The following is a 20,895-nucleotide window of genomic DNA, read 5'->3' as shown; positions in this document are numbered from 1 at the left end:
TGGGCAAGCCTGCCGTTTGTGGAGGAGATTTATGAGCGTTCGGCGAAAGGGCAAGAGAAGGCGGTTGAGTCGAAGGGAGAACAGGCGGCGAGTAAGGGGATACTTTCTGGAACTCGAACCAAGATCCCTAAAAAAGCGGATGAAGCAACTCGTCGCTCCCTTATCAGAGAAAATGAAGCTGTGGATGCACTTGTTGCTCATGGATTAGATGTCCAGCAGAACCCGGTTATAAAAGGAACGAAAAGAAATCCTGACTTGTTGATTGTGAAAGGTAAGATTGAAGATACTCATTTCGATAATGTTGTTGCAGATGTGTTTTCTCCCGGGAAAAATACGTCTGCAAGAAATATTCGAAGTACGATTAATGAGAAAGTTAATATAAAAAAACAAGCCGAGACAATTGTGTTAAATATGGATGACAGTCAACGCAAAGTTGCAGAAATTGTTGATGCGATTAAAGCTGAGCCTGTTACTAATTTGAAAAATGTTATTGTTACTCAAAATGGTAAGGTAACCCTTCTTCCTCTAATTAAAGGTTAGCGTAGATGTCTGTAGATTATGAATTGTATTTGAGTGTTGATATGACCGAATCCATGTTAAATGATTTTGGGTTTGTTGAAACTCAACCGGAAGAAAATGGTGTTATTCAAGGATATGCTTTTGACGGTAAGCTGTTATTTATTATGTCAAAAAGTCATTTGGACGATAGTTTTATCCGGGATGAAGTCGGTTTTCTGCCTGTAGTCAAGATCATACTGTCACCGGATCTGGAACAGTACGATGAAAGTATGACGTCCATAATCAGGATACTTAACGGCTGTGTTGAATTGAGTGATTCAGTTAAGTTTTACCAGAACAATGAAGTCTTATTACTAGAAAAGAAAGATGAGAAGACAGTGCTATATAACGGGGAATATGATTGGTGGGAAGAGCATCGGGCAATGCTAACGTTTCATTATACAGAACAATAGAACCTGATAAGAAAATATAACACAGTTCACTCAGGCTAGGAAAAATAAAAAATGAAATCCTTATTCGACATATTAACGATGTCAGAAGGAAATACGTCAGAAAGAAAAACATGTTACTTACTGTTTGATCGTATTCAGTTTCCGCAAGCGACTGAATTCTGGAACACCATGAAGCGACGCGAGGATGTCACATGGTGTGAACTGTTGCGTGGCAGTGAGCTTCAGCACCTGACCGATGTTTCGCCATTACTGATCGATATTCGCGATGGTAATCCGGGAGAAACACTCTATTACTGGCTGGCAGAAAATGAACCCCGGGCGGAACAGTTCGGGTTTGTCGGCCTGTTTGACGGTGATTTTTCTGCTCTGCGGGCACACTGGCATCCGTGGGTTTCTTGTCTCTATCCGGATCAGACGCAGGTGATGCTGCGTTTTTATGATCCGGCAGTATTACCTCAGTGGTGGCGTATTTTAACCCCGGTACAACAATATAGTTTTCAGGGGAAACATCGGGGGATCTATCTGCCGATCCGGGATGAACAGCAGCTTAAACTGCGTGCATTTGATCTGTCGTCAGCATCTGTCCCAGTCGATCCCCAAACTGAGATTCAATTGCCTCTCCAACTGACACTGGCGCAATTTGACCAGTTTTTCTATCCGGAACAGCTTCATTCGCTGGTTGAAACCTTATACCAGAAATTATTACCCCAGTATGGTGAATCTTTATCTCTGGCACAGGTAGAAAGTCGTTTTCATGAGGGCATGGCGCTGGCAACAGAGAAATATGCCGGTGCAACTGAACTGGATAAAGAGACCTACGCCCTATATCGCTTTTATTTAGGCGATCGATTTGATGAACATCCCGAGTTCCAGCGTTTGCTGCATTTTTATCCGCTCCGTCAGGCAATTGGCGAGCTGTATCATCAGTATCTGGGACGTGAGGATGAACTTGTTGCATACCGTTCTCCGGGATGGCTGGCAGAGCCTGATGTGGCGAACAATTCTGCTTTGGCAACACCGGCACCAGAGAACGTGGTTATGGAGAGTGAGAAATGACAGATACTGAACAGTGGTGGGAAGATGTCCCGCTGGAAAACTGGCAAACTACACTGGAAGAACCGGGGTGGTTTGTGGTCGCTGAAGCTGCGATTCATCCGGAAATCCGTGAACTGGCAGAACAGATGCCGGAGTTTGAGACACGCTTGTACTGGGGCGATATGGGCGATATTCATGCCTCGATTTCTCCCTATATTATGCCGCTGCAATCATGGGCATGGCTCGAAGAGCAGGTGGCGACACAACCCCACTGGGGCATTGCGATCCAGCTGGATCCCAGTTTTCATTCACTGCCGCTCAGCCGTCAGAGCGATTTAGTGATGCGGTATTTCCGGGCATGGACGCTGGTCGAAACCCCGACGCAGGAACAGTTTCTGCTGCGTCTTTCAGACTGGGATGTACTGGGTGTGCTCTGGCAGGCCAGCGATGCTGTCTATCGGCAACATATTCAGGGGCCGTTACGACAGATTGCCTACTGGGAACCGGATCAGCCGGAGGCGAAGGTTCTCAGGTTTCAGGAGCCGATCCTGGAAGAAACCACACTCCCGTTACCGACGCCGCTGACTGAAGCACAGTATCAGGCACTCAGCATCTGGGCCAGCCGACAGATCTACCGTCAGTATCAGGATCATTTACAAGCCCATCACAGCGAAACGCAAAGCTGGGAACAGGCACAGTTCGATCAATATCTCTATCAGCATATCACTCAGGCCAATCAACTGGGGTTTACCCAACCGAATGATGTAGTCCGGTATCTGAGTCTGACCGTGGTTTTCGGCGAGCAGTTTACAACGCAGCCTTGGGCTGAACAGATTTTAAAATCACCGGATTATCAGGGTACGCAAAGTCGGATGGATCGGTTATTTGAACGTGGGTTAGATGAATTGGATAAGGAGTCAGAACAATCATGAGCGAGAATAAAAAAGCCGACTTGCTCTCCAGTGCAGAGGCTGCCACACAGAACTTCTCGACCGATAATATACTTGATGGCGGATGTGTTGACTGTGGCTGTGAAGTGTTTATCCGTTACCACTATGATGATGACAAGCCGATACCGGAAGCGGAATTTGTGCTGACCGACAGCAATAAAACCGAGATTTCGGGCAAGACCGATAAGCAGGGGATGTGCAAAATCCAGAATATGGGCTGTGGTGGCTTTGAGATTCTGCTGGGCGAAGGCAGCGATGAATTCAACCCCAAAGAATCGGCAGAAAATAACCCGGTGATTCAGGCCAATCCTGAATATGCCGCCAAAGCCGGTGAATACTTTGCGCTATATTCCTTGCTGAGTCGGCAGGGTTATCTGACTTATGATGAGGATGGTAGTTCTGACGAATTTGTTGATATTGATCGTAAATTATTTACCTGGATCGATAAGGAGTATAAAGCTGCTTATCGTCGCTTTTGGGAGCTGGAAAAAGAGATCAATCGTGGTTCGACTGCTCTGAAAAAGGCGATCAACAAGATTCACCACAGTCTGGCCGGAGAAATGGCCGGCATGGCACACGACAATACGGCGATTCTGCTGTTTTGTGAAATTGCGCTCGGCTTTGTACCGGTGGTCGGTCAGGCGATGGATCTCTATGACTTAGGTTGCTGGGGCTGGGATACCTGTACCAAAAAAGAACTGGGTTTCTGGCATTGGGCGACCGGTGTACTGGTGGTGGTTGGCTTTGTACCGGGACTGGGTGATGCGACCAAGAAAACCGGCAAAACAATCATCAATGCACTGGAGAAAGCCGACTCGCGCACTATTCAGAAAGCGATGAAAATGCTGCGCAGTTTGTCAAACGGCAATCTGGTCAAGTACCTGAAAAAGTTCAGCGGACAACTGAGCGAGTATGCAGGGAAGGCCAAAGCATTGCTGAGTAAAATCATTGACGGGCTTACCAAAGCAATTAAAAACAGTAAGAACTGGGCGGTGAGATTACTCCGGGACTCTTTTGAGAAACTGGTGAAGGCAATGGAGCGGCTACAGGGCAAAATCGATGAGATGGTCGGTAAAATCAGTGCGAAGGTCGATGAATTTATTGGTAAAGTTGTGACCCGCAAAACTGGTACACCGCATCACAAAGGGGCGAACAAAGTCGATAATATCAATGCTGAGCAAGCTTCAATTCATGGTGATAAACCGGATGGCACTCATGGGAAGGATCCGACTGAATTAGAAAAGCAGAAAAAAAACGGTGGTTGCGGAAAAGAAGGCGAACCGATAGATCTATACACTGGGAAGGTGTTTGAAGAGAGACAAGATTTTGTATTATCTGGGATTCTGCCTTTAGCGCACCAACGTTACTATCACTCGGCTGGTTTGAAAGAAACCGGGTTGATGGGCAGTTTGTGGCGCAGCAGCTGGGATATTTCGCTGACCATCGAGGGGATGTTAGCTACCTTTACCGACACCGACTATACCCAAGGTATATTCGCGCTTCCCGAGCCGGATGAAGAAAGTACATCTTTACTGAAACCCCAGTGGCGGTTGACTCGGGGCGAACAGGCGGAATTAATTCTCCGGCATAAAGATGGTCTGACCTATCATTTCGGTCATGCGATTGGTGCGACACTGCGTTTATCCAAAATATCAGACGCTTACGGAAATACCATTCAGTTCGCTTATGACCGCCGAACCCTCAAATGGGTCATTCTCAGTGACGAACGGCTGATTGAGGTTAAAACCGAGCGTAACCGTATCACACACCTGATCTTATGCGAAGCCGATCAGGCACCGCTGCGGGAACTGGCCCGTTATGACTACGACAAATCCGGCAGGCTACTTTCGGTGCGGGGAGAATCTGGTCGTAATTTCGATTATCAGTACAGTAAAGAGGGTTACCTGACCCGCTGGCAGGATTTGGCCCACACGTGGGTTGAGCACGATTATGATGAACAAGGCCGGGCGATTGCCAGCCGTTGTGCTGACGGGTTGTGGACTGACCAAATCCGCTATGACGATGACAACCATGTTCATTACTACAAGAGTGCTTTCGGTGGGATCAAAGCCTATCATCTGGATGAGCGTAACCGTCCCTATGCGATTGTTGATGCTGCCGGTAACCGGATCGAGCAGCAGTGGCAGGACGACTTACTGATTGGCGAAACCAATGCACTGGGAGAAACGACAGCCTACAGCTATGATGCATGGGGCAATATCACCGCAGTGACTTTGCCGGATGGTACTGTACACAGCTATGGTTACAACGAGCAGGGCTGGCTGACTGGCTACACTGACCCGTTGGGTGCCAGTTGGCTGTATGAACACAATTCTCAGGGCGATGTTATCCAAGTCACCGATCCGGAAGGCCGGATCTGGCAGATGAGTTATACCGAACGCGGCTTGCAGGATTCAGTGACCGGGCCGGACGGTAGCGTCACTCGCTATCGCTACAATGAACGCGGCCTGCTAACCCGCTTAGAGCCGGATACCGGTTACGGGATGGATTTCCACTATGACCGTTTTGACCGCTTGGTGAAACGGGTCAGTGATAAACGTGATTCTCAGGGCAATCTCACCCGCCAGTGGCATTACCATGAATCGAATTCGTTTCCCGATAAAGTCATCTATGAAGACGGCTCTGAAGCACACTTTGGCTACGATATCGAAGGCAATCTGGTTTCGGTCACCGATGCGCTCGGTCAGACGCAGCGCTTCACCTATGGCGCATTCGATAAGCTCCAAACCGTCACCGACCCGCTGGGGGCAACCACCCGCTATCACTACAATGTTGAAGCCGAATTTGCCGGTGTTACCAACAGTCAGGGGCAGCAGTGGCTGTACGGTTTCGACAAGCTGGGGCGGATTGAAAGCGAACGTCATTACGACGGGCGCACTGAGATTTATGGCTATGATGCTGTTGGCCGATTAGTGCAGCGCAGCAAACCAGATGGTCACACTTTACGCTATCAGTACGATGTGTGCGGACGATTGTTGCAGAGCGAAAGCTTCGATAATCAGGACAACCCGACCGGCAAAAGCTGGTATGAATATGATGCCGCCTCGCGGCTTACTTACGCAGAAAACGGTGATGCATGGATTGCACTGGCCTACAGCCCGGCCGGGCAACTAGTCAGTGAAAATATCAACGGCACCGAATTGACCCACCAATACGATGCCGCCGGACGGCGGATTCAGTCATCGGGGACGGAGAGTGAGCGCAGTTATCAATGGCAACAGCAACAGTTGTCCGCACTTGCTATCGGCAGTCACAATCCGCTGACTTTTGCCTACCATCCGGGCGGAGAAGAAAAGCAGCGCAGCAACGGCAGCGGTTTTGACTTGCGCCATGAGTGGAGTGCGACCGGTTTGCTGACCGGGCAGCAGCTCGGCAATCAGTCGTTGCGCCAGTACCGCTACGATGTACTGGACCGGCTGACCGGGATAGAAGACAGTCATCGCGGTAGTGCTGAATTCACTCTCAACCCCAACAGTCAGATTACTGCGGTGCGCCAGCGTAAATCATGGGAGACCAAAGCAGGGTTCGTTCATCTGTTCGGGTATGACAGCGAGCTGAACCTCAATGAAGAAGGCTTCGGCAGCGAATACGGTGACAATGTGGTGTCGCTGGCCGATGAACGGATAAAACGGCAGAAACGCGACTATGATAAAGCCGGGCGAGTGACTGAAGTTGGCCGCTTCAAATATCGTTACGACGAATGTGGCCGGGTCATCGAGAAAACCGAATCGAGAGACGGCTTCCGCCCGCAAAGTACAAGATTTATCTGGAATGACGAAGACCGCCTGACCCATATCGAGCTACCGGACGGACGACGTTACCGCTATCGTTATGACCCGTTCGGACGACGGATTGCTAAAGAGTGTCTGCAAACTCAGCAGCAGACCCATTATCTGTGGGACGGCAGCACGCTGGTGCAGCAGAGCCAAATCACCGCCGACGGCACAGCACTGACCAGCACCGAATATCTGTACGAGCCCGGCAGCCACCGCCCGATGGCGCAAGTCACCACTCGTCACGGCAGCAACCGAAGAGACCTGCACTATATCGTCACCGACCATGCCGGGACGCCGCAGGAACTCGTCACCGAAACCGGTGACATCGAATGGCGTGGTGAACATGCACTGTGGGGCAAATACCAGCAGCAACAGTTCAATCTCAAAATTCAACGGGGTTATCTCGAAGATGCCGCCAACGAAGCGCTGACCTGTGACCTGCGTTATCAGGGACAGATCGAAGATAAAGAAAGCGGACTTTACTACAATCTTAATCGCTACTACGATGCAGACAGCGGCCAATATCTTAGCCCCGATCCTATTGGATTTGCGGGAGGGTTGCGGCCACAGGGGTATGTGCATAACCCGATGGCATGGGTCGATCCGCTGGGGTTGAGTACGGAAGGATGTAAAGATGCTTCTGGAAGACCACTTAGTAGCCCACAATATTCAGTGGCTTACGAAACTAAGATCGACAAAGAGTTTTATCCGGGACGATCTGATAAAGTTCATTTCCAGCAAGCTAATAAGAATCTGCATGAGGCAATGCAAGCAGATCCTGCCTTTGCCGCTAGTATGGAAAATATGTACCCAGGAATTACTGAAGGAGTTAAACCAGGACCTCGTGGCGCCTATCCAAGACGCTCACCGGTAAAAGATTTGACGTGGCATCACCATCCAGAGAAACCTGGTGTAATGCAATTGGTGCCATTATCTCAGCATCAAGCACCCGGTATAGTTCAAGAATCCTTGCATCCCGGAGGCAAGGGAGGTATGTATTATTGGGGAGGTGGAAGATAAAATGGAAGATAAAATGTTTCAAAAAAAACTAAGAGATGTATTAAGTAATTCTGAAAATATTGATTGGCGTTTAGCGCTGTACTTGCCGAAAGATGTTTCATCTTGGAGTTTAGATACATTAGTTATTATAGAAGATCCTGATGATGTAGACTCTGATGACGAAGATGAAGATCCAATAGCAGTTAAAGATGCTGGATATAGATATGTTTTAGGAATCCAAACAATACAAAGTATAGTTAATAATTTAAAAATGCAGAAAAATAATATTAGAGATGGTGATTTGTTTAAAGCATTTATATATTATTTTGAAAATGATGCGTTCATTAAATTATAGGTTTTTAAAGTGGTTTGATTTCGTGATTGGACTGCTCATTATTCTGTGTCACGCTCACCTAATAAACTCGATATGGAGCAACCTGCTCCATATCGCTAAACTTCGATCCTCCCCCGACAAACCCGCTCTACCATCTCCTGCAATTTCTCTACTTCACTCTGCAAATAAACTAACTCTTCTTCAGTGATTTCGTAATGCTCGGAATAGCGGGCATCGACGTAGGCGCGTTTGAGGCGCTGGAAGCTGCGGCGGTGGAATTTGTTTTCCATCGGGAACAGTTCGGCAAAGGCCGGATCTTGCTGGGCACACATCGAACGCAGGCTTTCGAGATTATGGGTTTTGGGCAGGTAGTTGGTACAGACTAACAGGGTACAGGCAAACAGGCGTTCCGTTACCTGATGGAGTTGAAATGCAGCATAGTTGAAGTATTTATTTTCAAGCATTGGTTTATATGCTGATTCATAAAATTGTGCTGCGCTACTAAACCAATGATTAAAATGCTTGGTTGCAATTGCCACTCGCTCGGCCTCACTTAAATTCCCCGGCATGGGCAGTTCCCGCTTATCGGTGCTGAACAGTTCAATGCCCTGTTCACGAATATCTTTGAAGAAGTAATGACCTTGTTGCAGTTGTTGGTTGACTTCATTGAGCGTGTGGACGATCAAGCCGAGTGGGGCAGAGGTGACCCGACGTGCAATCTGCTCTTCGGCACTGTGCCACACCGCATACTCTTCGACCAATGACGAACGATTGACGATCACCAGAATATCGTAGTCGCTGATATAACCGTTGGGTCGATCGCTGACCCATGTGCCTTTGGCATGGCTGCCGAACAGGATAATTTTAAGGATCCGAAACTCGGCCTTGCTGCCATTTTTGTTGTGCAAAAAATCATCCAGCGTATCGCGTAATACGGTGGTGATGGTGTGAAGTTCTTGTTGCTTCCGCTCCGGGAGGTGATCGAGTGCTGTTTTCATCGCGGTTATCCTACTATGAGCCGGGGGCAAAACAAACCGTTACCGTATCGGGCAGTGTTGTTTTTGTTGATGATTTGCAGTTTTGTCATGGTGATACCCTGCTGTGATTCAATGCTGGTATCGTGAGCGATTTTGGTGGCGGTGGCGATATATGCAGGGTCACTTTGCGACACAATTCAGGAAAACTCATACTTTTTTAATGCTTGGGTGGTGGAAACATGAAAGCAGGTTTCATCTCTTGTTAAGCCGATGCATTGGTTGTCTCAAAATAAATAAAGTGCATGAGCAGATCCACGTCATTGGCTTGGGATAACTGGTAACGCTCGCCGACAATATCAGAGACAGCAGACTGCCAAAAACTTAGTGCACCTGAATTTTCCAGCAGTACGCGAATTTGCCACTTACCGGGAAAAGCCCTGACGACTTGCGCGAGTGCTTGTTTACCGACCCCCTGACCTTTAAATTTACGCAGGACAAAAACTGAGCCACATCACAGCGGGATGGATCACTCGGATAACGGCGAATCAAAACAAACTCTGCCAGTTCTCCTTCATTGATGTCCGTGACTTGACGGCCATTCAACGGATAGGTAACCGCTTAAAAGCGCGAGGCTAAAAAGCGGTCACGGTTGTGTTTGTTGTTCGGACTTTTAGGGGCTGTTGATCTTTCGTGATGTTTTTTGCAGCAATTTGTCGTGCATTTAGTCAAGGCAGGTCATGTGAAGTGTAGCGACCTACATGAACCATGACCTAACGCTGGATAAATGAGCGACAAATGCTGCCCAGAGGGTTCATCTGAACGTGTCTTGCTCTTTGTTGCGGGTCATTTGCTTAGGATAGCTAAGCGGCATGCCCCGCGCCGCGATCAATACCCGTTCAGATTGAACAAAATTCAACCACGAAAGGTCAACAACCCCTAGTTAATTCTGGTCCAGAACGTCATGTCTACCGACGTTTCATCGATCAGTTCCAGGTATTCGAGCGCCACGGGATGACTTAACCACTGCTGGCAATAGGCCTCGGCCTTTTCTTGTGATGTTGCAAGCGCGACATCAGCATACATCCCATCTTTCCCCCGAACCAGAAAATGGAGCACGAGTTCATCTTGCCGGCGCAGAAATTCTTGTTCTACTTTGTGTGACAGTTCGACTAATGTGGTTTCTGTTACCCCTTCTTTGAGTCTGAAGGTCGCAAATTCCATACCGCCAATGTTATCAATGTGATTGTTCTTTATCATGTTCATGCCTTAGTGATGAATTGAATCATGAGTCTAAGGCTTTGCTACTGACACCATTGTGTCAGTCAATATGGATATTTTTCAATTCAGGCGAATCTTTCAATTCGATGTATGCCGACAAAGCAACAAAATCAGGCAGAGAAGGCTCATTGTCGCACCGCTCTAATTGAGCGATGCGGTCAATTCTAAAGTCGCGATAGTCGCCGCGCATGTCACACCAAGCGCCTAACGTCCATTTACCGCCCCAATAAAATAACCCTAACGGGAAGACGGTTCTCGACGTGATGACCTCTGAAAGTGACTGATAAGTTATGTTGATCCAGCGCTTTTCTGCAATAGCCACATGGATTTTCTCCCAGATTTGATACGCCTTTGTTTCTCGGTGATTGGCTGGAACCCTCACCACACGATCCTGACCTGTGGTCTGGATCAATTCACTGGGCCGCGCCGCCTCGATTTTTGACAGCAGAGACTGCGCTGAAGCCGCAAGATTCTTTCCTGTTAAAGATGCGATAAAACTGACGCCAGTGATCAGTGCTTCTAACTCCCCCGGTGATAATTGCAATGGCGGTAACTCGAATCCGGCTGATAATCGGTATCCGACTCCCGGCTCGCCATAAATCGGGATACCTGATAACGATAAGTCATCGATATAGCGATAAACGGTTCTTTCAGACACCAGTAACTTTTCTGCCAATTGTTTGGCGGTCATGGGCTGGTGTTTACGGAGCATATTTGTCAGTTGAAAAAGTCGGTCTGATTTGCGCATATTCGGGCCTGTCTGTTGATGGTCTAACCGTTTTCACAGGCAGCCGCTCACTGCTGATCAACAAAAATCAAACGATCAGTATCAAAGCCCCGTTCTTTTGCCATACGGATAAACTGTTCGATCACTTGCTGATCAACGGTCGGGGTGCGAGCCAGCAGCCATAGGTAATCGGTGTCCGGGCCGGAGATAAAGGCATAGCGATAGTCATTATCGAGCACAAAGATCACGTAGGAGCCGTAAAACGGGCCAAAGAAGGAAACTTTTAAATAGCCTTCTGAATCACTGTTGACAAAATAGGCTTTGCCCCGCGCTTCTTCCCATTGATTTTCGCTTGGAGAAAAACCACGGTTTAAGACCGAAATACCACCGTCATCTCTGGGGGTATATTCTGCGGTGACATGAGTCAGCCCTTCTTCAAACGAATGATCTAAACGGGCGATTTCGTACCATTTACCCAAATAGTGTTTTACATCAAAGTCAGAGACCGGTTGCACCTTATCCGGCATTCCGAGACATCCCGTTAAGATGAGCGTAACGAACGTCAGCAGCAATTTTTTCATAACAGTCCCTCGTTGTAAGTGTTTGTGTATCGCCCGGTCTGAGCTGGCGGAGTATTGCGCTGATCATAGCGGATTCGCCCGATGGTGGACAGGATGATCAAGATGAATGTGCGGTTTCGTGAGCAGGTAAGGGATATTTCGGGGTGTGGCGTTGATAAAAAACGCGGTGCTCAGCACCGCGTTTGGATGGGGCTATCTGTGATTAGTGGCTGAGCGAGATAGTCAGATTGTACTGACCTGAACCACTGTATGCAAAAACTTGGAAGTAGTAGAAATTCGCATCAGCCGTATAGGTGATCTGCTCTCTGGACTCCGGCTCTTCAGACGCTGCAACTTGCTGCCAGTTATTACCGTCCCAGCGCATTAGTTTCAAGTCGAAATCTGTACCGTCAGGGCCGACGAGAGTCGCGTTGATGGTACCGCCTTCATAACGAAATGCTTGGTTGTTCGGCTCAGCAGTGTATCCGCCTTGCGTTATGGTGTTGGTGTACACTTTGGTTTCGGTTGAAGAGCCTCCGTCGCCATTATCACCACCGCCATTACCATCTTTTGAAATAGCAAACGAGATCGTTTGAGCCGGTTGAGAAATATCACTAATGCTCAGGCCGGAATCACGCCCGTTCCACCATAATGAGTTGGTGCCTCTGGATGTCTGGTCATTGGGGTAGATTGCAGAGAACTCACCATACTGACCATAAACATCATAGGCATCACCACGGTTACGTAGATATTCCGGATCACGGTTTCCGTCCGCATGTTCCATCTGGATGTAAGGGTGCCATTCGTCGGAGTTGTTCCCTTTCGGATCAACGTGCCAGATCGCCAGCCCGCTACCTAGTTGTTCGGTATTTTGTCCGCTTTGATAAATCGCTTCCATGTAGAAGGATTCTTCCGGATTGTTCGGATTCGACCACTTGTAGGATGTATTGCTGCCGGACGTCGCTGAAATGCGGCCTGTCGGTGCATTTGGATTGACAGCCGGGTTTAATTCTACGACGGTTTCCCAGCCAGCCTTATCACGCAACGGAGCAACCGGTGGTACCGGGTGTAGCATTGAGCGAGAGTTGGTACTGCCATAACCCATAATGCCGTATTGTGCGACAGAACCATTAGAGCTACCGTCGTAATCATACAGATCAGGCCAGTCTGCAATCAGGTGCCCGGATTCATGGGCGAAGGTACCGATCGATAATCTGCTACCCATATCTGACATCTGTGCAGCATTGGTACAGACACCGTCAGCACAGAATTGCGGGTTGACGCCACCCATGTGTGGCCACAGGCCGGTCGACCATGCGCTGTTTGAATCTCCGGCATAGAAGATATTAAGCCCTCTGATGCGGCCATAGCGGTCAGTTGTCAGTGTGGAGAAATCAAACCCTTGCTGATATTCCATCCACTCTAATGCTTCATGAATCAGTTCTTGTGCCCGGATACCAAAGTCAAGGTTCGGATCGGTATAATAAGATTTGTTATGTTTGGCAGTATAGTAGGTGCTGACAGTATTGGTATAATCCAGTTTTCCGCCGGATACAGAACGGAAATATCCACGAATAGATTGGAAATTTCCGTATCCTTTATAATTTAAATCATTTAAGAAGCGTTCGACTTCTGAACGGCTAATTTCTTGGCGGTCATCCGGGAAGTCAATTAATATCGTCAGTCCACGGACATTACCGGTAATATGACTGGATGAATCGGCAGTTTGTACTAATGATGTCGCGATATGACTGACATCTTCCGGAATATGTAATAATTTATCGCGGTTTTCTTGTGCTATTTTTGCGCGCGCTTTAGCGGATAAACCCGGCTGTTGTTCAGTCTGAGAAAGAACGGATGAATGAAGACTGCTTCTCAGATTCTGTTCCAGCTGCTCTTTTGCCTGAGTGACTAATTCTCCTTTAGAAACAAGGGTTGTTCCGTCATCGGAGACCTTCGCATAAGCAAGCCCGCCCAACTGTTTATCATAAATTACCAGCTGACCGGATGGGGTTCTTTGTTCGGCATAATAGTCATTCCCTTCAAGAGTCAGAGTAATAACATCACCATTTGGCTGGGTGTAATCATACTGATAACCATGATAAGGAATTGCCGAAAAAGCGGGTTGGCATATTAAATATAAACTCATTAAACCAACGGTTGTTTTCAATTTCATAATAAAATGCTCTTTTGTTTTTGAAATAATGTTTCATTATTGTGATGTGCAAATTGTATCAAGGCGTAAAGTTTTTATCGAAGGTTTTTTATTCATTTGATTAATATATTGGGGAAATAATTTCCTTATTGGGAGAGCTTAAAAAATACACCTCTCCTTATTAATATAAGTATAAATATAGGTGTGAGTTATTAATGATTAACTGGAAAGAATATCGAAAAATATCATGTGGTAGGAGGAGTGTGTTTATATGTAACCTATCTACTATTAACTTATGAGCTATTTGTGATGATGTGGCGAATTTATCGACTATGATTAAAGTCTGTACATGTGCTTCTGTCTGTTGCCGAAGGCTGTGCTGAACGATGCAGAGACGCAGAATAGGAGCTCACCGATGAGTAAGGGAGTTTAGGTATGTCGCCAGATGTTCAACTCACACAGATGAAAGACGCACAATCGTTGTTGCGCTTACATGACGTAACGGATGAAGATTTAGATCTCATTCGCCAATTCGGGCAGATGATGATTCCGAAGCTGGGGGAATACGTCAAACACTTTTATATCTGGTTGGAAAAGCTCCCTGAATATGCTCAGTTTTTCGGAGATCCCGGAAGATTACGTTATGTTCAGGACTCACAAATCCGTTATTGGACCGCATTTTTCAAAGCCGATATTGATGATAACTATGTTCAGGAACGCCGGGATGTAGGGGAAGTTCATGCTCGCGTTGGTTTACCGCTGCCGATTTATTTTGCCGGTATGAATACCTCGATGCTGATTTTTACGCAAAAATTATACGATGATTCGATGGAGACCGAGACATATAACGCCTATGTAACCGCATTTATGAAATTGCTCCATATGGATACCACGATAGTCGTTGAAACCTATTCCCGGTTGATTAATAAACGCTTTTCGGAGCAGAGTAAGGCGCTGCTGGCAATGTCCACTCCGGTTACCATGATTTGGCAGGATATCTTAATGCTGCCGTTAGTCGGGATCATCGATTCCAAGCGAGCGCAAGATATTATGGCTGCGGTTTTGAATAAGATTTCCGTCAACCGGGCCAAGATTTTCATTATGGATATTTCCGGGGTGGCGGTTGTGGATACGGCCGTAGCCAACCATTTCATTAAAATCACCAAAGCAACCAAACTGATGGGATGTACTTGTCTGGTCTCCGGTGTTTCTCCTTCGATTGCTCAGACGATGGTGCAACTGGGGATTAATGTCGGTGAAGTTCAGGCGAATGCGACACTCAGAGATGCGCTTGAATATGCGTTTCAGATGATTGGCCTGAATGTGACATCGTTGAATCAGCTTTCGGAATAGTTCAGGAGCGCAATGATGCAGGAATCGATTGCGATTAGTCAGATCAAACATGCGCTCGTTGCGTCTATTCAGGCAGATCTTTCGGCTGAGGTTCTTAGCGATTTTTGCCATGAACTGTTGAGCCAAATATCGGCAAATTATATCCAAGGCGTTTTGATTGATATGTCTGATGTAAAAACATTAGATCGTCAAGATATTGAAGCATTGATCCAGATATCTCTGAATGTTCAGGTGATGGGGCGACAATGCATCTTCGTTGGTTTCAGGCCGGGTATCGTCATGGGATTGATGAATTTGGGGGTCGATACATCAGCATTATGTTGTGCTGCGGATTTGAATCAGGGGCTGATATTGCTCCGGGAGTCTCAGGAGCGCAGAAGTGGATGAGCAAGTATCAGTAAAGACGCTGGGGAATGTTTACTATATTCACGGTGAAGCAGATGTAATGACGGCCGTAATGGGGACATTTACATTTGCTCAGCAGCTCAATTTTTCCCCGACCACAACGAGTGAAATTGCCACGATTGTTTCTGAACTGGCAACCAATATTGTCAAGTATGCCGCTCATGGCCGGATCGAGCTAGCGGAGATCCAGCGCCATTCTGAGCTGGAAGGTGAGTCGGGAAGTGAGCAGGGGATACGGGTTATCGCCCGGGATTCGGGGCCGGGAATTGCGCACATTGAACAGGCCATGGCAGAGCATTTTTCGACCGGAGGCTCTTTAGGAATGGGATTACCGGGTGTGCAAAGAATGGTGGATCAATTTGAGATCAAATCGTTGACACAGACGTCCGGTACCGAGCCATGTGGGACGACAGTGACCGTCATTAAATGGGGGAAAAGCAATGCCGTTTGATTGGTATTCTCGTTCTATTCCCTGTGTCGGAGAGTCTGAGTCTGGTGATGGTTTGTTAGTAAGGGAACATGACAACGTTTTGATGGTGGCGATTATTGATGTGTTAGGGCACGGGCAGGAAGCAGCTCATCTGGCTCGGGAAATGGAAGGTTATCTTGATGGTTGCTTTAATAACCGCTCATTTGATGGCGTCTCACAGTTGCTTGAGCAGATGCATGATTACTTTCGTGGCAGTTTGGGCGCAGCGGTGACTTTGGTTTCTTTTAATCTCCGGACGCGAGTTTTTCAGGGAGTCGGTGTCGGGAATACGTTGATGAGAAAATGTGGTGATGACTGGGTCTCTTATTTCGCTCAGCCGGGGATTGTCGGAGAGATGATCCCGACACTAAATCTATTTCAGGGCACATTTAGTAATAATGACCGTTTCTTATTGACCACTGATGGGATTAAGGAAAATTTGGATCTGAGAGAGTGCCATTTTGTTCAGTATCGTCCGTTGCCGCAGTTTGTTTCGTTTCTGATCGAACGTTTCGGTAAACCACATGATGATATCACCGTGATGGTGTTGGAGTACAAGCATGAATGAAGCGATCCAATGTTCCGTCTATAACGACAATATCAGTAAACTGGCGATTCGGCGCAAATTTCAGGCTATCTTCCGTTGTTACCGTTTTAGTCCCGAGCAGCAAGATTATTTCATGTTGATGAGTGCTGAATTTGTGCTTCGTTTGCTTGAGTCTTTCGGGGATTGCTCAATTGATTTTGTCTTTCAACAGGAGCAGGTCATGGTGAGTTGCCCGGTTCCTGAACACGCTGAATCCGGCAGAATTAGCGTCCCCGGCTTAATGATTGAACAGAACAAGCAGGCGATCTGTTGGTGGATCCCCTGCGTTGCTGATTATCAGCCGACCGCATTTGAATTCGAACAATTGGCAGATCAATTGCGCGAGAAGAGCCGTGATGAGCTGATGAGTGAGCTGCAGTATAAAAATCAGCAATTGGCACAACATCAGGTTGGATTAGAACAAGAAATTGTAAGGCGAACACGGGATTTGCAAGACAGTGAAATCTTTGCCCGGACGATCATTGATGGCGCACCGTCGAGCGTTGTGATCGTCGATGAACAGGGCAAAATTTTACTTTGGAATCAGACGGCTGAAGTGATTTATCAATATCGGAGTCAGGACGTTTTAGGTCAGGATTGTACTGAACTGTTAAAAATGGTGATGCCGGAGACACTGGCTGAGGTGTTGCGCCCACCGATATCCATTCAAGAGCAAGCCCAAGTATACGGCGAGTTTTTTGAGGTGGAAACGTATACCAAGTCCGGGGTGATGATTCCGGTCGATTTGGGAATGACAATTTTTACGCTCAATGATCGCTGTCAGGGGGCGTTATTCTTGCGTGATGTCTCTGCGCGTAAGATGGTTGAAAATGAGTTGTATGAGGCGCGCGAAAAAGCAGAAGAGGCGCTAAAGGTTAAATCGATGTTTCTGGCGAATATGAGTCATGAAATCAGGACACCGATGAACGCAATTATTGGCATGTCTCATTTGGCTTTGAAGACTGATTTAACTGCAAAACAGCACGATTATCTGTCTAAAATTCATAATTCCGCATCGCTCTTATTGGGCATTATTAATGACATCCTCGATTTCAGCAAAATTGAAGCCGGTAAGCTGACAATAGAGCATGTCAGTTTCGAACTGGACGATATCTTTCACAATGTATCCATGATTAACGGCCAAAAAGCGTTTGATAAAGGGTTAGAACTGCTGTTTTCTATGCCGAGAGGGCTGCCGAAAAAATTATGTGGCGATCCGCTGCGTTTGGGGCAGGTTATTATCAATCTGGTCAACAATGCGGTGAAATTTACCGAACAGGGTGAAATTTCAGTGGCTGTGAATGAAGTACAACGACAGGGGAATCAAATTCAGCTGGAGTTCACGGTCTCAGATACAGGGATCGGGATGGGGCCGGAGCAGGTTGAGCAGCTATTCTCGGCATTTACTCAGGCTGACGGCAGTACGACTCGTAAGTATGGCGGGACGGGGCTGGGGTTATCTATCTGTCAGCGTCTGGTGGAGTTGATGGGTGGCAGCATCCGGGTCGAAAGTGAGCTGGGCAAAGGGAGCCATTTTATTTTCGATGTCTGGCTGAAAGCAGAACAGGGGGCTCGGACTGTGTCCGATGGGCTGCCCGATACACTGGACACGATCCGAGCGTTGGTGGTCGATGACAACGAACATGCTTTAATGGTCATGGGCGATATGCTCGATGTTTTGCCGCATAAACCGATATTGGTGAGCCATGCTAGTGAAGCTCTGGCACAAATTGATACATCGATGGCAGAAGGGAAACCGATCAATCTCATATTGATGGACTGGAATATGCCGGATATGGATGGAGTCGAGACTTGTCGTAAGATTCGTCAGACGGTTCCCCCGGCCTATCAGCCTTATATTGTGATGGTAACCGCTTATGACAAAGATGAACTCGCTCATGTGAGCGAGGAACTGCAACTATCCGGTTATTTGGCTAAGCCGGTCGGACAATCGAAACTGTTTGATTTGCTGGTGACCCTGTTCGGGCCTTCTGAGCATTTATCACATCGTTCGTCAGCGAAGCTGGCCAGATCTCAGGATGATCTGACAGAGGTTCGGGTGCTGTTGGTGGAGGATAATGAAATCAACCAACAGATCGCACAAGAGTTAATGGAAGGATGGGGGATGGATGTCACAGTTGCCTGTCATGGCCGGGAAGCTCTTACGCTGTTATCCCAGTCTCTGGATGATGACCTGCGGTTTGATATCATTTTTATGGATTTACAAATGCCAGTCATGGATGGTTATGAAGCCAGTGAACGTATTCGCAGTAATCCGGCCTATGACGATATTCCGTTGATTGCGATGACGGCTCATGCAATGGTTGAAGAGCGGGAACGCTGTTTCGGTTTGGGAATGAATGATCATATTTCCAAACCCATTGATCCGAGTATTCTATTGAGCACCATTCAAAAATGGTGTCACACTGACAAGCCTGCTGCGGTTGACTCTTCACCGGAGCAGCCCAGACTCGCTTTGACTCACTCTGGTTCGTCTCAGTTGGAAAAACTCTCTTTTTTGGATTACCACAATGGACTCATGAGAGTAGCCGGCAATAAGCAGCTTTATCTACGGTTGCTCTCTCAACTCATTGACAAAGAACATAACATTGTTCCTCGTATTCATACCGCGTTGGAGCAAGGGGAACGAGATCAAGCTATTTTAATGGCACATACCTTGAAAGGCTCGGCTGCAAATCTCGGACTGATGCGGCTTTCCGATATTGCAGCCCGGATTGAAATGGCAATGAAGTCTGACGAAGAAGAGGATGCACTGGCCGAGATCTTGTGTGAAGCAGAGGAACACATCGCACAATTGGTACCCAGATTATGTCAGTCACTTGAGCGTCCGGAGCCTGCCGCGCAGTCAGGAAACTCTCTGACACAAGCACATATCACGGTGATTCATCAGTTAGCATCTCTTTTAGAAGAATATGATAATCGTGCTGTTGAGTATCTTGATGAGCATTATCTGTTGCTCAAAACGTTATTAACATCTGCGTCATTTGACGCCTGTTGCCAGTATATTCACGACTGTGATTTCGAGGCGGCAAGCGATGCGCTCAGAAAAGCAGTCAGTATTTATCCGCTTGATCTTTCAATAGTGACAGGGGTAGAGAATGGACGATGAAATAGATACAGATGAAAGAGATACGGTATTAATTGTTGATGATAATGCTGAGAATCGCGCTTTGTTGGGGGAAGTTTTAAAGCCCTATTTTCATGTCTTAATTACCACAAGAGGTGAACAGGCGATAAAAGTATGTCAGACACATCTGCCTGATCTTGTGTTACTCGATATTATGATGCCGGAAATGGATGGCTATGAAGTGTGTCTCCGCCTGAAATCTGATGAGCGGACTCAGGAAATTCCGGTTATTTTTTTGACGGCCAAGTCGCAAGTCGCGGATGAGCAGCGAGGGTTTGATGTCGGGGCTGTTGATTATATTCTCAAGCCGATTAGCCCACCGATTCTGCTTGCCAGAGTTTATACGCATCTGCGTCTGAAGCAGGCGATGTCAGATCTTGCCAGTCAAAATCATGTTCTGGAAGCTCGGGTTCGGGAACGTACTCGTCATTTGGAAAGTTTGCAGAATGCAACGATTGAAGCGATGGCGTCTCTGGCAGAAACCAGAGATAACGAAACGGGCAATCATATTCGCAGAACTCAACATTACATCAAATCTCTGGCGGAGCAATTAGTCCGGCAAGGGCTGTATGCGGAACAGTTGTCTCCCGAGACGATTGAGAATTTGTTTAAATCAGCACCACTGCATGATATCGGTAAAGTGGGAATTCCTGATGCAATTCTCCTGAAGTCTGACAAACTGACTGAAGATGAATTCGAGATTATGAAAAAGCATACTGAGATTGGGCGTAATGTGATTCTTTCTGTGGAGTCTGAGCTTGATTTCAAATATGACTTTCTCCAATTTGCTAAAGAAATAGCCATGAGCCATCATGAAAAATGGGATGGCAGCGGTTATCCTCAGGGGCTAAAAGAGTACGAGATTCCGCTCAGCGCCCGTTTGATGGCTTTGGCTGATGTATATGACGCGCTGATCTCTGAACGGGTTTATAAACCGGCATTTCCTCATCAGAAAGCGGTCAGAATCATCAAAAAAGGTTCGGGGACGCATTTTGAGCCTGCGATTGTGGCGGCTTTTCTGGCAATTGAATCACAGTTTAAGGAAATCGCCCGAACCTACAGAGACGAAGGGTTTCATGAAGATTCTTTTCCATCTTTGGCGCAGGGAAAGCGCTGACGGTAAGAAGGTTCGCTGTATCATGTCAGGTGTC

The 20,895-nt window shown here is 47.2% G+C and carries 17 protein-coding genes; 12 read left to right on the top strand and 5 right to left on the bottom strand.

Annotated elements, in window-relative coordinates; genetic code table 11:
• The first annotated feature begins 18 nt into the window (after positions 1–18).
• Genes VR7878_RS21570 through VR7878_RS17490 form a run of 6 tightly spaced genes read left to right on the top strand, consistent with a single transcriptional unit; the run spans position 19 to position 8,107 of the window.
• Entirely contained in the window at positions 19–540 is a 522-nt protein-coding gene (locus tag VR7878_RS21570; protein ID WP_306345809.1) for a CdiA C-terminal domain-containing protein, read from the top strand.
• Between the two features lie 5 nt (positions 541–545).
• Positions 546–971, top strand: coding sequence for a SitI3 family protein (locus tag VR7878_RS17510; RefSeq protein ID WP_077337325.1), 426 nt, complete (start codon positions 546–548; stop codon positions 969–971).
• Between the two features lie 51 nt (positions 972–1,022).
• On the top strand, positions 1,023–2,027 hold the full coding sequence (locus VR7878_RS17505) for a DUF4123 domain-containing protein (protein WP_077337324.1): 1,005 nt from the start codon (positions 1,023–1,025) through the stop codon (positions 2,025–2,027).
• Complete coding sequence (locus VR7878_RS17500; RefSeq protein WP_077337323.1) at positions 2,024–2,938, top strand: DUF4123 domain-containing protein; 915 nt, start codon at positions 2,024–2,026, stop codon at positions 2,936–2,938. Before VR7878_RS17505 ends, VR7878_RS17500 begins: the two co-directional genes overlap by 4 nt.
• Positions 2,935–7,773, top strand: a complete 4,839-nt coding sequence (locus VR7878_RS17495) for an RHS repeat-associated core domain-containing protein (RefSeq protein WP_077337322.1) — start codon at positions 2,935–2,937, stop codon at positions 7,771–7,773. The genes VR7878_RS17500 and VR7878_RS17495 overlap by 4 nt, the downstream gene beginning before the upstream one ends.
• Position 7,774: 1 nt before the next feature.
• The gene (locus VR7878_RS17490; RefSeq protein WP_197413198.1) at positions 7,775–8,107 is read left to right on the top strand and encodes a DUF7716 domain-containing protein; all 333 of its coding nucleotides are present in this window, start codon (positions 7,775–7,777) and stop codon (positions 8,105–8,107) included.
• 95 nt (positions 8,108–8,202) lie between these two features.
• Here the strand turns inward: VR7878_RS17490 and VR7878_RS17485 are convergent, their stop codons facing one another.
• The 5 genes from VR7878_RS17485 to VR7878_RS17460 form a co-directional block, all read right to left on the bottom strand.
• Entirely contained in the window at positions 8,203–9,084 is an 882-nt protein-coding gene (locus VR7878_RS17485) for a HEPN domain-containing protein (RefSeq protein ID WP_077337321.1), read from the bottom strand.
• 915 nt (positions 9,085–9,999) lie between these two features.
• A complete protein-coding gene (locus VR7878_RS17475) occupies positions 10,000–10,320 on the bottom strand; it encodes a hypothetical protein (protein WP_059123261.1) in 321 nt (106 codons plus the stop codon).
• A gap of 61 nt (positions 10,321–10,381) precedes the next feature.
• Entirely contained in the window at positions 10,382–11,089 is a 708-nt protein-coding gene (locus VR7878_RS17470) for a helix-turn-helix transcriptional regulator (protein WP_077337320.1), read from the bottom strand.
• Positions 11,090–11,136: 47 nt separating this feature from the next.
• Entirely contained in the window at positions 11,137–11,649 is a 513-nt protein-coding gene (locus VR7878_RS17465) for a lipocalin family protein (RefSeq protein ID WP_077337319.1), read from the bottom strand.
• 202 nt (positions 11,650–11,851) lie between these two features.
• Complete coding sequence (locus VR7878_RS17460; protein ID WP_077337318.1) at positions 11,852–13,804, bottom strand: M6 family metalloprotease domain-containing protein; 1,953 nt, start codon at positions 13,802–13,804, stop codon at positions 11,852–11,854.
• A 414-nt stretch (positions 13,805–14,218) separates the two neighbouring features.
• Here VR7878_RS17460 and VR7878_RS17455 point away from each other — a divergent pair, with 414 nt between their 5' ends.
• The 6 genes from VR7878_RS17455 to VR7878_RS17430 are packed head-to-tail and all read left to right on the top strand — an operon-like array spanning position 14,219 to position 20,861.
• Complete coding sequence (locus VR7878_RS17455; protein ID WP_077337317.1) at positions 14,219–15,136, top strand: protoglobin domain-containing protein; 918 nt, start codon at positions 14,219–14,221, stop codon at positions 15,134–15,136.
• A 12-nt stretch (positions 15,137–15,148) separates the two neighbouring features.
• On the top strand, positions 15,149–15,523 hold the full coding sequence (locus VR7878_RS17450; protein WP_235862907.1) for an STAS domain-containing protein: 375 nt from the start codon (positions 15,149–15,151) through the stop codon (positions 15,521–15,523).
• Complete coding sequence (locus tag VR7878_RS17445) at positions 15,516–15,992, top strand: ATP-binding protein (RefSeq protein WP_370737101.1); 477 nt, start codon at positions 15,516–15,518, stop codon at positions 15,990–15,992. The genes VR7878_RS17450 and VR7878_RS17445 overlap by 8 nt, the downstream gene beginning before the upstream one ends.
• Positions 15,982–16,578, top strand: a complete 597-nt coding sequence (locus VR7878_RS17440; RefSeq protein WP_077337315.1) for a SpoIIE family protein phosphatase — start codon at positions 15,982–15,984, stop codon at positions 16,576–16,578. The genes VR7878_RS17445 and VR7878_RS17440 overlap by 11 nt, the downstream gene beginning before the upstream one ends.
• Positions 16,571–19,726: a PAS domain-containing hybrid sensor histidine kinase/response regulator gene (locus tag VR7878_RS17435; protein ID WP_077337314.1), complete on the top strand. Its 3,156-nt coding sequence runs from the start codon at positions 16,571–16,573 to the stop codon at positions 19,724–19,726. Before VR7878_RS17440 ends, VR7878_RS17435 begins: the two co-directional genes overlap by 8 nt.
• Positions 19,716–20,861 carry a response regulator gene (locus tag VR7878_RS17430; protein WP_077337313.1) on the top strand — a complete coding sequence of 382 codons (1,146 nt, stop codon included), beginning with the start codon at positions 19,716–19,718 and terminating at the stop codon, positions 20,859–20,861. Before VR7878_RS17435 ends, VR7878_RS17430 begins: the two co-directional genes overlap by 11 nt.
• Positions 20,862–20,895 lie beyond the last annotated feature (34 nt).

This window comes from Vibrio ruber DSM 16370 (assembly GCF_900163965.1).
GTDB classification, from domain to species: Bacteria; Pseudomonadota; Gammaproteobacteria; order Enterobacterales; family Vibrionaceae; genus Vibrio; species Vibrio ruber.
Note: the sequence above shows the minus strand (reverse complement) of the source record. Positions and strands in the feature narration are given on the sequence as shown.